10 protein-coding genes and 2 pseudogenes are annotated in these 13,667 nt (G+C 64.0%); 2 read left to right on the top strand and 10 right to left on the bottom strand.

Annotated features, from left to right (window positions below; translation table 11 throughout):
• Positions 1-7 precede the first annotated feature (7 nt).
• The 5 genes from AC07S4_RS20345 to AC07S4_RS20325 all read right to left on the bottom strand — a co-directional run bounded on the left by AC07S4_RS20345 (position 8) and on the right by AC07S4_RS20325 (position 7,731).
• Positions 8-1,558, bottom strand: a complete 1,551-nt coding sequence (locus tag AC07S4_RS20345) for a hypothetical protein (RefSeq protein ID WP_494988382.1) — start codon at positions 1,556-1,558, stop codon at positions 8-10.
• 68 nt (positions 1,559-1,626) lie between these two features.
• Positions 1,627-2,841 (bottom strand): hypothetical protein, encoded by a 1,215-nt coding sequence (locus AC07S4_RS20340; RefSeq protein WP_494988381.1) that lies wholly within the window; start codon positions 2,839-2,841, stop codon positions 1,627-1,629.
• Between the two features lie 87 nt (positions 2,842-2,928).
• Positions 2,929-5,169: a penicillin acylase family protein gene (locus AC07S4_RS20335; protein WP_494988380.1), complete on the bottom strand. Its 2,241-nt coding sequence runs from the start codon at positions 5,167-5,169 to the stop codon at positions 2,929-2,931.
• A gap of 23 nt (positions 5,170-5,192) precedes the next feature.
• Complete coding sequence (locus AC07S4_RS20330) at positions 5,193-6,026, bottom strand: hypothetical protein (RefSeq protein ID WP_494988379.1); 834 nt, start codon at positions 6,024-6,026, stop codon at positions 5,193-5,195.
• Between the two features lie 124 nt (positions 6,027-6,150).
• Entirely contained in the window at positions 6,151-7,731 is a 1,581-nt protein-coding gene (locus tag AC07S4_RS20325) for a diguanylate cyclase domain-containing protein (RefSeq protein WP_494988378.1), read from the bottom strand.
• Positions 7,732-7,948: 217 nt separating this feature from the next.
• Between AC07S4_RS20325 and AC07S4_RS20320 the strand changes: the two are divergent.
• Positions 7,949-8,110 (top strand): annotated as a pseudogene (locus tag AC07S4_RS20320) (FKBP-type peptidyl-prolyl cis-trans isomerase); the annotation flags it as partial.
• 39 nt (positions 8,111-8,149) lie between these two features.
• Here AC07S4_RS20320 and AC07S4_RS20315 read toward each other — a convergent pair.
• From AC07S4_RS20315 to AC07S4_RS20295, 5 genes and pseudogenes are all read right to left on the bottom strand, one after another.
• On the bottom strand, positions 8,150-10,057 hold the full coding sequence (locus AC07S4_RS20315; protein ID WP_494988377.1) for a tetratricopeptide repeat protein: 1,908 nt from the start codon (positions 10,055-10,057) through the stop codon (positions 8,150-8,152).
• A gap of 297 nt (positions 10,058-10,354) precedes the next feature.
• Positions 10,355-10,555: pseudogene (locus AC07S4_RS20310) on the bottom strand (IS30 family transposase); the annotation flags it as partial.
• Between the two features lie 34 nt (positions 10,556-10,589).
• A complete protein-coding gene (locus AC07S4_RS20305; RefSeq protein ID WP_494988376.1) occupies positions 10,590-10,841 on the bottom strand; it encodes a hypothetical protein in 252 nt (83 codons plus the stop codon).
• A gap of 36 nt (positions 10,842-10,877) precedes the next feature.
• Positions 10,878-11,747: a pirin family protein gene (locus AC07S4_RS20300; RefSeq protein WP_494988375.1), complete on the bottom strand. Its 870-nt coding sequence runs from the start codon at positions 11,745-11,747 to the stop codon at positions 10,878-10,880.
• A 179-nt stretch (positions 11,748-11,926) separates the two neighbouring features.
• Positions 11,927-12,544: an isochorismatase family protein gene (locus tag AC07S4_RS20295; protein WP_494988374.1), complete on the bottom strand. Its 618-nt coding sequence runs from the start codon at positions 12,542-12,544 to the stop codon at positions 11,927-11,929.
• Between the two features lie 190 nt (positions 12,545-12,734).
• Between AC07S4_RS20295 and AC07S4_RS20290 the strand changes: the two genes are divergently transcribed.
• The gene (locus AC07S4_RS20290; RefSeq protein WP_494988373.1) at positions 12,735-13,661 is read left to right on the top strand and encodes a LysR family transcriptional regulator; all 927 of its coding nucleotides are present in this window, start codon (positions 12,735-12,737) and stop codon (positions 13,659-13,661) included.
• Positions 13,662-13,667 lie beyond the last annotated feature (6 nt).

The raw sequence follows: 13,667 nt of genomic DNA, 5'->3' as shown, positions 1-13,667 counted from the left end.
CGCGGATCTAGCGCGGCTTGGACGGGTCCGGCACGTTGAACACGCGCCGGACAAAGCTTTCCATGGCCTGGAACACGCCTTCCACGCCGAAGCCTGCGATAAAGGACAGCGCCGAGCCGCTCAGCGTCCACGCGCCCGCCAGCGCGGGCTCGGCGGTGCTGCCGGTGCCGCTGGCGTTGACGAACAGGCCGATGCACGCGCCTATGGTGGCGCCCAGTGCCAGCTGGCCCAGCGCCAGCGAATGGTCGCGCGGCGACAGCATGCTTTCGCGCATCTTGCGCCACAGGTCGCGCACCACCGCCGCCCCCGCGCCCAGGATGCCGTAGCACAGCGGCAGCACCGCGCTGCCCAGCACCAGCGTGAGGATGCGCGCGGTTTCCTCGTCGCCCCCCTGGCGCGGCGCGCGGCCGGGGCGCTGCGGCGGCTCGGGGATGGGTTCCAGGAAATAGGTGGCGCTGCGGTACAGCGCCTTCCACGGCTGCAGCCAGGCGGCCAGGTTGCGCCGCGTGACGGAACGCTCGCGGTCCAGCCGGTTGTCCTGCGTGCACAAGTGATATTCCTCTATGCTGCGGTAGCGCTGCGCCGGCGGCGTGTTGTCCAGCTGGGGCGCGCGCTCGGGGTCGCAGTAGACGACCAGGTGCATGGACGGCGGCATGACGGCCGCCGCTTGCGGCGCGCCCTTGGCCAGCCGCGCCAGCTCGTCCGCCGCCAGCTTGGCCTCGGCGTCCGACACCTTGGCGGTCAGCTCGCGCTGCTGGGTGCGCAGCGTGTCCAGGTGGGTCAGGATCACATTGCCCGCCGTGACGTTCCAGGACAGCAAGCAGGTGAACACCAGCCAGATCACCAGGCCCACCACGATGCGCCAGATGCCACGGCTGAACTTGCCGGCCGGGCCGATCAGGCCGGGGAAGGCGGTACGCGCCAGCGACATGCGGGTGGGCGGGCGCGTAAAACCGCCGCCCGGGGCGATCAGGTCGCCATTGCCGGCGCCGGCACGGCTGCCCGGCCAGCCGCCGCCGCCGCCCGCCCCGCCGCCACCGCTGCCATGGCCGCCGTCGCCTCGGCCGGAGCCGGGCGCGCTGCGGCTTGCGCTGTCCCCCATCAAGCCGCCGGGGCCGGAGGGGCCGCCCAGCCAGGGCGGCGGCCCTGCGTCCGCGCGCATGCCCTCCCCGCCGCCGGCTCCGGGCTGCGCGACGCCGCCTCCCCGGCGATCGACATGGCGGCCCCAGCGCGAGCGCTGGCGCGGGTCGTCCTCCCCCACCACCAGCAAGGTGAAGGCGATGGTGGCGCCGTTGGCCGGCTTGGCGGCGGCGTTCAGTTTGTCCTTGGCTTGCAACAGGATGGCCGCCTGGTGCGCCTGGCTGGCCTGGCCGGCCTCGGGCGGCCAGCCGATTTCGCAGATCTCGGTGATCAGCTCCTGCACATCCGGCGCCAGGCCCTTGTCCCAGCGCCCGGAAATGAAGTCGAGCAGCAAATACACTTCGCTCAGCTCGCGCACGAAGATGAAATCGCGGATTTGGACGGGCCGCGCGGCCCCTTCGCCTTTAATGTCAGCCATGGCGCACCTCCATACGCCATAGCATGTGCCGTCACATCTTAGCTGCGATGACAAATATCAAACCGATCTCAAGATTTGCCGTTCTCGTGCTTTTTTTCGCCGGGTTCAGGCGTACTGAACAGGCGCCGCACAAAGCTTTCCAGGGCCATGAACACACTCTCCACGCAGAAACCCGCGAGAAATGACAGGGCCGATCCGCTGAGCGTAAAAGCACTAAGCGGCCCCGACTCGCCCGCGCTCGCAGCATTCACCGGGAAAAACAGCCCGATGCACGCGCCTACGGTGGCCCCCAGCGCCAGTTGCTGCAAAGCCAGCGTGAAATCGCGCGGCGACAGCAGGCTTTCGCGCATCTTGCACCATAGTTGGCGTACTACGGCGACACCCGCACCAAGGATGCCGTACAACAGGGGCAACACGGATGCGCCGATCACCAGCACCACAATGCGGGCCAGCTGTTCGTCGCTGCCCGCATGTATTTCCGGGCCAGACGGCACATGCGCTCCCTGTGCCATCGTCGCATCCTTCCACGGCCAGAGCCAACTGCGCACGTCAATGCGGGCACGTTCGCGCTGGCGCTCCAAACGCTCTTGCTGGTTGCACAGATGGTACTCTTCAATGCTGCGCGGCTTGACCCTGCCTTGCGTTGCCGGCGCCTTCGGCTCGTCACGCTCCCCGCAATAGCAAAGGCGGTTCCAGCCGCAACATACATTGACAATATGCAAGTGATTGCCTAGGCAAACCAACAGGCCCCAAACAATTGTGCGCACCCGGCCACCAAAGCGCTCGGCCGAGTCCACCATGCCGGGGAATGCGAGTCGCGCCAGCGACATGCGGCTGCCTTTATGTTCGGCATCTATTATTCCGCCGTCATACTCCTTGTGGCCAGTCAAGCGCCCCGCCCTGGAGCGGTTGTCTTCTCCAACCGCCAGCACGGTAAATCCGATCGATTGCCCGCTCGCCGGCCGGGCAGCGGCGTTGAGCCTATCCTTAGCGCTGATCAGCATAGCGGCCTGGCGGGCCCGCGCCACCGGCTCCGCCGCAGGGGAGAAGGCAATATCGCAGATATCCTTCAGCGTAGGCGCGGTGAGTGCCAGATCCACGCCCAAACCGTCAAGCGACGCCGCCGAATGAGGCGTCAGTGCGGGCTGCGAAGTGCCGTTGGTTAAACTCTTGTCACTTCGGCCAGAGATAAAGTCCAGCAACAAATAGACTTCGCTCAGTTCACGGATGAAAATGAATTCCGCGACCGGCACCGGTGTGCCGTTGATGTCCTTGTCCGCCATCGCATTTCCTCCGGAATGTGCGTTGACGCTATTGTGATCTCATTTTACGGCCCAAAACTCACCAATGGTCACAAAACTCCGCGCCGGTCACTCGCCCGGGTGATATTTGCGTTCCAGCTGTTTTTCCACGTCTTCCTTGTAGAACAGCACGTCCTTGAACTCGCCGCGCGCATACATTTCGGCCTGGTCCATGAAGTGCGGCGAGGCCGGGTTGCCGCTCTGGCCGCCGGCCAGGATGCTCCTGGCGCGCACCCGCTTGCCGAACTCCACCGCCGCCACAAAGCTGTTGCCGCGCTCGCCATAGATGCGCTTGGTCTTCGGCGCGGACGTCTGGCCGTAGGCCGCCAGCGCGCCCCAGTTGCCGGAGGCGTAAGGCACCGGAATGCTGGGCTTGCCGTCGTCGAAAGGCTGCACCACGTCGCCGGTCAGGCGCTGGAAACGGTTGATTTCGCCCCACGGCGTTTGCCAGCTGCCGAAGTCCTCGTTCAGCTTGGCCGACGCGCGCGCCAGCGCGTACAGGCGCTCCTGCGGCGCCAGCTGCGTGGCGATGTAGTCCAGCACCGGCAGCTCCATCTTGCGGGCCGCCGGGCCGAAGATCTTGGCCAGGTCCTGCAGCCAGAAGATGGCCAGCGAGGTCTGCACGGAATTCAGCGAGTAGCGCATGTCCCAGCGGCGCAGCACATGCACCTGCGGCGCCAGGCTGGACTTCAGCGTGTCGCCGTCGGGCAGGTCGTCCCAGGCCGCAAACAGCTGCGGCAGCAGCGGCTCGAAGGCGGTGAGCTGGCTGTCGTAGGCCGAGGCGATCAGGCTCTCCAGCGTGAAGTCCTTCTTGTTCTCCAGCACCCGCACGGCGTGGATGCCGCGCGCGTTCTCCGGCTGCGCCGCCATATAGGCCGGATAGTCGGCCGCTTTCGGGCTGTAGGCGCCCGCTGCAGTAAACGGCGTGCTGTTGGTGTTCTGGATCCAGCCGTTCTTGGGATTGAACAGCTGTATCGTGTCCTTCACCGCATGCAGGCCCTTCCAGTCGGTGGCCGGGTCGCTGCCGTCCACCGGCTTGCGGTAGTTGAAGCGCGGGTCGCGCACGGGTATGAAATTGCCGTGGAAGTAGGCGATGTTGCCGTCCGCATCCGCATACACGGTGTTGTTGGACGAGTTGGTGCGCAGCTCCATCACCTTGTAGAACTCGGCGTAGTTGCGCGCCTTGGTGCGCAGCCAGGACTGCTGCAGCGCTTTCAGCGGCTCGTTCATCAGGCTGACCGACACCCAGCGGCCGTCGATGGCGCGCACCACCGGTCCGTGGTGCGTGAAGTAGGCGGTGACGGTCTTTTCCGCCATGCCGGCGGCGGTTTTATACGGCAGGCGCACCGGCACCGCTTTCACGGGGCGCTCCTCGCGGCCATATTTATAAACGAATTTGCCGTCCTTGCCACTGACCGTTTCCAGGAATTCGTCGATCACGTCGCCGCCGCCGGAGGTGTGCATCCAGCCCAGGCGCTCGTTGAAGCCCTGGTAGACGAAGAACTGGCCCCAGGTCACGGCGCCGTAGGCGTTCAGGCCCTCCATGCTGCTGACCTGCACTTCGGGCCGGAAATAGAAGGAGGTGTGCGGATTAATCATCAGCATGGCGTGGCCGGACTTGCTGATGGCCGGCGCAATGGCGAAGCCGTTCGAGCCGCTGGGCTCGTGGTCCAGGTCGCTGCCGGCCAGCGCCAGCGGCGGCAGGGGCTGCGGCGCCTTGCCGTAGAAGCGTTCCAGCTCCTTCAGGTCCACCGATTCGATATCGCCGCCTATGCTGCCTTCGCTGAAGCTGAGCGCCATCCACGGCTCGAAGCGCGTAATCAGCGCCGGCTGCACGTCGGGGTGGGTGAGCAGATAGTAATTCAGGCCGTCCGCATAGGCGTTCATCAGCTTTTTCAGCCAGGCCGGGGCGGCCGCGTACTGCGCTTTCAGGCTCTCCGGCGTGATGAACAGCTTCATGCGCAGGTCGCGGTACAGCTCGGCTTCGCCCTGCACTTCGGCCAGCCGGCCCATGGCGTTGATGTAATTGAGTTCCACCCGGTGGAAGTCGTCCTCGGCCTGCGCGTACAGCAGGCCGAACACGGCGTCCGCGTCGGTCTGGCCGTAGACGTGGGGGATGCCCCATTTGTCGCGCAAGATCGTCACGCGCTGGGCCAGCCCTTTCAGGCGCGCGGCCTCGGTCTTGGACAGCGGCGCGGCGGCAGCGGGGCGCGCCACGGCAGGCGTGCCGGACTGCGCGGCACTGGCGCACAGCGGCGCGGCGGCGGCGCCGCAAGCGGCGGCCACCAGCAGAAAACTCCATCTCGACATAGACAACTCCGGGTTGGTTCTGATCAGGAAGCGTCGACCAGCTGGGCGATGCGCTCGCGCAGCTCGGCGTTCTCATTGCGCAACTTGGACACGCGGTCTTTCAGCTGCGCCACTTCGGCGCGCAATTGCTCCACTTCGCTCAGCGGCTCGGCCGTGGCGCCGTCCTCGCCCGCCTTGGCTTCCTTGGGCGGGCGCGACGCGGCGCGCTGCTCGCGGATTTCCTTGGCGGCCTGCTGCAGCAGCTTCTTGCCGCCCGCCACCGCAGCCACCTGCTCGGCCTCCGGCAGCGAGGCCACCGTGGCGGCCGCGTTGATGGAGATGGTGCCGGCGCGCACCGCCTCCACCAGCTCCGGCGCGGCCGTTTTCTGGATCTTCTCGATCTGGCTGATGGTGTTGCTGCTCAGGCGGGCGGCGCGGGCGATGTCCTCGCGCGAGGTGCGCACCTTGGCCGGCGCGGGGGCGCCGTCCTGGTCCGGCTCGGGCGGCGCAATGCTGGCGTCTTCGGCGGCCGTCCTGGCGGCCAGCTCGGCGCTGCGGGCGTCCATGATGTCCTTCTTGCGCAGCGCCAGCACGCCGCGCTGGAAGTCGGACACGCTGCGGCGGCCCAGGTGGTTGTCTATCATCCACAGCATCACGTCTTCCATGCTGTGGAAGCTCTCGTTCTGGATCACCTTGAACGGAATGCTGTGGCGCTGGCAGATGGAATAACGGTTGTGGCCGTCCACCAGCACGTCGTTCCACAGCACCAGGGCGTCGCGGCAGCCCTCGGCCAGGATGCTGCGCTCAAGCGCAGCGTATTCGGCCTCGGTCAAGGGGTCGATATAGCTGCGCAGCATGTCATTGATTTGGATTTGCATTCGGTATTCCTGGAAAAATCGGGCGCGGCCGGCGCGCATGCGCGCACCCTGCCCCATCGCCGTCCAGCATGCTACACCAATTGCGTGTCCAACCCAAGGCGGGCGCCCCGCCGCTGCCGCAGGCTCAGGCGCCGCGCACCCGCAGCACCCGCGTCGCCCCCACATAATTGACCGCGTAGCCGTTGCGGCCCGCCGCCTTCACGCCGTACAGGGCCTGGTCGGCGGCCCGCATCACCAGGTCCGCCGCCACCGGCAGCTCGGTGGTGAGGGCGATGCCCACGCTGGCGCTCACCGCCAGCTGCTGCCCGCCCGCCGCGAACGGCGCCCGCATGGCTTCGATGATCTTGGCGCCCAGCAGGCCGATCTCGGCGCCGCCGGGCAGCTGCTCGAAGACGATCACGAACTCGTCGCCCGCCAGCCGGGCCACGGTGTCGGTGCAGCGCACGGCATCGCTCAGGCGGCGCGCGAACTCCACCAGCACCGCGTCGCCGGCGGCGTGGCCGTGCTGGTCGTTGATGGACTTGAAATGGTCGATATCGAGGAAAGCCAGGCCCACCTGCTGTCCGGCGCGCTGGGCGCGGGCCAGCGCGAGCGGGAAGTACTCGTCGAACATGCGGCGGTTGTGGATGCCGGTCAGCGCGTCGGTGGTGGCCAGGCGCTGCAAATCCTGCTCGGCCCGCTCGCGGCGGCGCGACAGGGAGAAGAACGCGCGGCTCAGCTGGGCAAACTCGTCGCGGCCCTGGACGTCGAACACGCTGATCGGCGCCAGGCCGGTGTCGATGTCGACCACGTGGCGGTGCAGGCGCAGCAGCGGACGCAGCATCAGCTTGACCAGCAGCCAGCCGAACAGCCCCGCCAGCAAGGTCACCACCGCGACCGCCAGCACGGCCCGGGCGCGCACGCTGGCCATGGGCGCGAACGCGCTCTGGATCGGGTAGGACACGCCGATCACCCAGTCCACCTCGCGCAGGCGCTGGTGCGCCAGCAGGGTCGGCACGCCGTCGTCGAGCAGCTCGTCGGTCCAGCCGTCCGCGCTGGCCAGGACGGCATCCACCAGCGAACCCTCGCCGGCGTCGCCGTGGCTCAGCAGCAAGGCCTTGTTGGGATGGTGGACGAAGACGCCGTCGCCGGTCACGATGAACAGATAGCCGGCCGTGCCGGTGCGCAGGCTGTCCAGGCGCGCCGAAAACGAAGGCCGCAGCAGCTCGATGGCGCCCTGCACCACGCCTATCATCTCGCCCTTGGCGTTGAGCAGCGGCTGCGTCAGCGCCACCACCGGTTTGCCGGTCAGTACGCTGCGGAACGGCGCCGACGTCACGCCCTCGCGGGTGCGCAGGGTGTCCTTGAAATACTGGCGCGCGGCGATGTTCAGCGTGCCCCGCGCGCGGCGGTCCAGCAGGCTGGCCACCAGCTTGCCGTCGGTATCGAACACGGTGACGTTGAAGAATTCGTCGCGCAGGCTGCTGTGCGCTTCCAGCAGCGCCTGCATGTCGCCGAGCGCGGGCTCGGCGCCGGCCGGCTGCTCGGTGAGCGCCTTGAGCATCTGGCGCTTGGCCACGATGTCGCGCTCCACATAGGCTGCGGCGGTCGCCAGCAGCGCCTGCTCCTGCTGCGCGATCGACTGGCGCATGGCCGATTCGGCAATCAGCAGCGACACGCCGCCCGCGCCCAGCGCGGCGAACAGCACCATTGCGGTGACGAGCATCGTGATCTTGAATTTGAAACTAAGGAAGAAATGAACCACTGGCTGCATAGCGAGCCTCCTGCCGCGCACGGAGCGCATCCAATCAACACTTTGGCGGAGCTGGGGCCAGTTCGGTGGCCGGAAACGGGGGCGGGGCGCCGGCCAATCTGCCGCGATTATAGTGGATATTGCCTCTATGCATAACAGCAATTAAGGCGCGTTGCTTAGTGGCAACGAGGCCGGCCAAGTTATCAAAGGCTGGGATGTTGGCGTGCAAGGCATTAAGGTGGGCGGCAAGCGCGCCCTGATCGTGCCCGCCGCACTGGGCCACGGCGACGGCGGCGCGGGTCCGATTCCTCCGAATGCCATGCTGATCTTCGAAGTGGAGCTGCTGGACGTGCGATACGGCGCGGCCGGCCGTGCGGGAATCTCTTCCAGGCTAGTCGCTCGCGTCATATATCGCCGCTTCGGAGAGTTTTCGTGGCCGAAGCAGCGGAACCTTGTAGTCGAACTCGATGATCGCGTCGTTGCCCCACTGTTCGCCCGCGACTGGCATCCGATACATTGGGGTCATGGAATCATCGTTGGCTTTCAACGGCGTGCGCCGGCTCCCTTCGACGATCCACGCGCCGCTGGTGGCGGTCCAAGGCCGGTGCCATATTACCGTTCTGGGCCGCTTGCAGCGGCTCCAGCGCCCCGTCGCCCTGCATTGGGAGTCGTATTCCCACGGCTTGTCAAACATCGCGATGGCGGCGTTGATTTCATATCGCAGGCGAAGGTCGCCCAGGCGCAGCTTTTCAGGCGATACCGTGCGGGTATGCACGAGAAGTCCAATACGTAGGGTGCCTCCCTTGAAATTGCTTACCAGGTCCGCCTCCCCTGCAAGACCGGGCAGGAGCGGCAGCGTGAACAACTCGCCCTCCTCAAGAATGATCGGGAATTCCAGCCCTTTCTCGGTGCGCACACGCAGCGCGAAATTGGGCGGGAGCTTGGTTCCCGCGGGCGGCATCACCGCGAAGCTGAATACCGCGTCGGGCGCGAGGGATTTGTTTTTTTCGTAGGCCGAGACAGCCGCGCGCATGGCGCCATAGCTCTTCCAGGGCACCGCCCGAAAACCGGTCACGCGGACCTGGGCCAGGACTTCCCCTGCCTGGCCATGGCTTTCTGCGGGAGGACTGGCCGCAATATTCAATTCGTCTGCCGCCCAACGCAGATTGCGGAACGCCTCGGCGTCCGAAGGGTTACTGGCCAGCTTGGATAAAGCCAAATGAAGTGTATCGCTGACCATGTCGACAGTATCGCCAACCGCAGGGCTCTCCATCACGGAGTTTGCACCGCCCGCAATGACGGCGGCGGCCGGCCTGCTACTGCGCTGCGCGGCAGACGCCTTGTTGGACGCCTGCGCACGATCGTCAAGCGCATGGATCTGCCCAATCGCAAGCTGGGCGTCGGGGTGACCCGCCTCCGCAGCCATGCTGAAATAGCTGTATGCCTGGTCCGGATCGCGCACCACGCCATCGCGTCCCAGATAATATAAATTGCCCAAGTTGTAAGCTGCCAGGCCGTAGCCGGCCTTGGCGGCTTTGGTAAAGCAGTCGATCGCCTGACCTACATTCTTGCTCGCGCCCTCGCCAGACAAGTAAGCTTCTCCCAAGGTATTCCATGCGGGCACGAATCCGAACTCAGCAGCTCGGACATACCACCTTTCGGCCTCGGCCCAGTCCCGTTCGACCTCGCCTCCCAGCTGATAAGCCCGTGCGAGCGCCATGGCAGCGTCGATGCGGGCATTCGTCGCGTCCGGTTTACCCGGATTGAAACGCATCCAGTCGCGGTGCGGATCGAACCTGTCCTCGGCGACCGCACGAAGCCACCTGATACCTTGGACCGCATCCTTCGGCGTGCCGAGCCCGTGGCGATGGATATGCGCCATAATCAAGGCAGCATCCGGGTAGCCTGCTTTCGCATACGCGGCCTCGAATCGCTGCAGCGCTATCGTATAGTCGTGGTTATCGAAGGCATCCAGCCCTTCACCCAAGCTCTTGTCCTTAGCCTGGATATGGCTCCTGCCGCACATGACTTTAAAATCGAGATTCGTGATCGGCGCATTCAAGCACAAGCTCAGCAAGCCCTCGAAAGCGGTGGCCTGCCGCGAAACAATTTTCCGTATCCGCGCTTCGGCATCTGCCGTCGGCTGCTTGACCGGGCGCTGCGCAGCCACCACAACGGTGCTGGCTTGCTGCGGCCACTGCCCCAACGCGGGAGACTGCGCAAACGCAGCGCACGCAAGGCCAGCCGCCAGCAAGGGCCACTGACGACGGTGTGCGTACCGAAAGACCCAAAACTTCATAGAAGAACGGCCGTATTGAAGACGTCGCCGGAGGCCGTTCGACGTCGAATTGGTGCCCGAACCGGAACCGCATGCCTCATGAATCCTCGTTTTCTGTAAGACATTCGAATTTAATGGATGGCGGTTTCAAATACCAAGCGCAACACTGGGTTAATTAACAGTGCCAGTCGGACGCTGCAACAGCTCGGTGTGCTGAGTATAAACGACGAGCGGCGATGCGGAATGGAGGCTTGCCAGTGGCCGCGTATTGAGCGACAGGGCAATTGCGTCGAGTTCGTCCCGGGAGTAGATCGCCAGGTGGCCGTGGATCAGCCTTTCCTCGACCTCTGCTGGACGGATAGGGATGCTCTGCATATCCAGGATCCGGCCGCGCCGGTCGATGCCCCGGTTGCGGGGTTGGCGGACTTGATTGTGGTGGCGCGGACAGGCGATCAACTCGCGCTTCAGTTCGCCGCGCGGATGCGCATGAATGGCGTTGTTGCTAGTGCCGTGCGACACGGCTCGACAGGCGGAACAGGCCGCAAGTCACGGATCACGTGTCAAGGCTGGAAGTCCAGCGCAAAAGGCGCCGCCAAGCCTGGCTTGTTCGAACGATAGCGAGGTAATCGTCGCGCAACGGCGTCAACTCAACGGCGCTGGCAGTCGCCTGGGCCAGGGCCGTAATTGCCTTATTGACTACGCGCGGATGACGGATTTCTTCTGGAGTGCGGGTTTGCGACATGGAGGGCTCGGAAAATGAATACTGCTCTTCAGGCAAAGACGACCGACGCGCGGCGTCTATCATGATGATGCTTGGGCTTAAGAGCAGCCACGCAGGACTTTACGCCAGACGCCCACTCTGGAAATCGCTGATGGCCTGGTCAAGCTCTTCCTGGGTATTCATGACGAATGGCCCTTGCTGCATGATCGGTTGACGCAGCGGGCGTCCGGCGATCAGCAACACACGGCAGGGTTCGGACGCCTCCAGGACGATGCCATCACAATCCGCATCATTTTCGAATACAGCCATATGGCGCAAAGGCACGGTTTGTTCTCCCACCAACACTTGGCCGCGGTAGGTGAAAATGAATGCGTTCCATTCGGGCGCAAGCGTCTGGGCAAAGCGCCCGCCAGCGGGCAGATGCAGGTCCAGATACAGTGGCTGCGTGGTATCGCGTCTGATCGTGCTCGCCACGCCGTGGCTGGCGCCCGCGATAACGCGCACCGTCACGCCGTCTGCGGTGACAAATTCCGGAATCTCGGCAGGCTTAAAATCGTGGTACCACGGCGCCAGCATTTTGTCTTTGGCCGCCAGGTTCAGCCAGAGCTGGAAGCCTTCCATCCGGCCCTGCTGTTGTTCCGGCATCTCGGAATGCACCACCCCGCGGCCGGCAGTCATCCACTGCATGCCTCCGCTCTCGAGCAGGCCTTCGTTCCCGGCGCTGTCGCGGTGGCGCATACGCCCAGCGATCATATATGTGGCGATCTCAAAGCCGCGGTGCGGATGGTCAGGGAAACCACCAAGATAATCATCCGGATCATTGGACGCTATGGCGTCGAGCATGAGAAACGGGTCCAGCCGGTGCTGCCATTCGTGGGTCAGCACGCGCGTCAACCGCACGCCGGCGCCATCGGAAGTCTGCTGGCCTGTCACCAGATGCTCGACAGGGCGCGGCCTACGGACCGGTTCCGAGTTGGGGGTAGTTTGCATAGTCATATCTCTTTATAAAAGTTTGCTGCGCACTGGCGGCTCCGTCCAGGCCAGCCAATGCGCTGCGGTGTCAAACCCGACAAGGACCGTGTAAGTCGAGGCGCAACCCCGCACCGGCTGGATGATCTGCCAGTCAAGATTAGCTGTCGATGAGCGGTAAAGCGGGGTTTCGCGTGGCGTTATTTCGCGCTTTGCTGTGCCGTCCCGTAGCTCTCCATCAACCCGCCATAGGCTGGAACGATGTGCTCGATCATGACCTTTGCGAATTCCATGGCTTCCGGGCGATTCCAGGTGTTCATCAACTCGGACATGACCGCGAAGGTGTCAATCGGCATTGCGCCTGCCTGCGCGACTCGGGCAATGGACAGGTCGGTTGCCATCTTCGACCAATTGCCCGACGCATCGACGATGCAGAACACTTTGTATCCCGCTGCGAGGGCGCTGAGTGCAGGAAACACCATGCAGATACTGGTGAGCGTACCTGCGATGAGCAGTGTCTTGCGCTGCGTTTGTTCGATGGCCTCAACAAAGGGGGGGTGATCCCATGCGTTGATCGGGCCGCTGCGCGGCACATGCACCGCGTCGGGGTTGCTCTGATGGATTTCAGGAAGAATCGGGCCATTCGGACCATCGGGAACCGACGCCGTTGTGATGGTCGGGATCTTGGCGATATGCGCGGCCTTTGCAAGCGTAACGACGTTGTTACGAAGCTCCGCATACTCCATATCGCGGACCAACTGGAACAATCCGGTCTGGTGATCTATCAGCAGCAATACCGCGTCGTCGGTGTCTATCATCCATTTATTCACAGTCATTTCATTTCCCTTTGGCTTTAGCCAGTCGATTTGCTGCCCACGGCAGCGAAGAGGATCGGACGACTACACTTGGTCTGAGCCGATCCCGTGTGCGATGACTGCATTAAAACAGTTGCACAATGAAAGATAAACCCACAAAATATCAACTCATTATTTGATTTTATAAAACAAAATGGCAATCGACATGGCAATGAGCATGCGGGTCTTTACCGCAGTGGTGGATGCAGGAAGCTTTACCGGTGCAGCGGACAAGCTCAATTTGTCGAGAGGAATGGCCACGCGCTATGTGGCGCAGCTTGAAGAACATTTAGGCGTTCGGCTGCTCAATCGCACCACGCGCAGGATCTCGCTCACCGAGGCCGGCAACGACTTCCACGAGCGGGCCACCCAGGTGTTGATCATGATTGAGGAGGCTGAAAATTCGTTAGCGCAGCAAGCCTCGATTCCGCGCGGCATTTTGAGGATGAGCTCCTCGAATGCATTTGGCGCCCGGCATTTGGGGCTGGCGCTCACGGAATACCTGCAGCAACACCCGGGGGTACAAGTTGACGTCACGCTCAACGACCGGGAGGTCGACCTCGTTGAGGAGGGTTTTGACCTCGCGATCCGCGTTGCGGCAAAGATTGATCCCGGACTCGTTGCGCGCAAGCTCGCGGGCGCGCGCCTCGTGGCATGTGCCTCGCCAGGCTATTTGAATAAGCATGGCGTTCCCAAAGTGCCTGAGGACCTTGTTAACCACCAATGTCTGACCTACGCCTACGTGAGTTCGCCCAACGAGTGGTGCTTTAGGCGTCATGGCGTAGAGCGCAGGATTCTCGTCTCCGGCGGCCTGCGCGCCAACAGTGGCGACATCTTGCGCAATGCCGCCACTGAAGATCTTGGGGTCATGCTGCAGCCGGATTTTCTGATCTTTGAGGCGCTGCGTGAACGGAAGCTGGTACGCGTACTGACGGACTGGGAAACCGACGAGCTCGGCGTATTTGCCGTTTATCCGAACCGCAAGTTTTTGCCGCCCAAGGTACGCAATTTCATCGACTTCCTTGCAGCGCGTTTCGGCCCAGAGCCATATTGGAGCGTGCCGCCAGAGGATCAGCACTAAGCACTG

The sequence above is a fragment of the Pseudoduganella sp. GW821-FHT05F09 genome, assembly GCF_059419605.1.
This window is presented reverse-complemented; position numbering and strand designations above follow the sequence as displayed.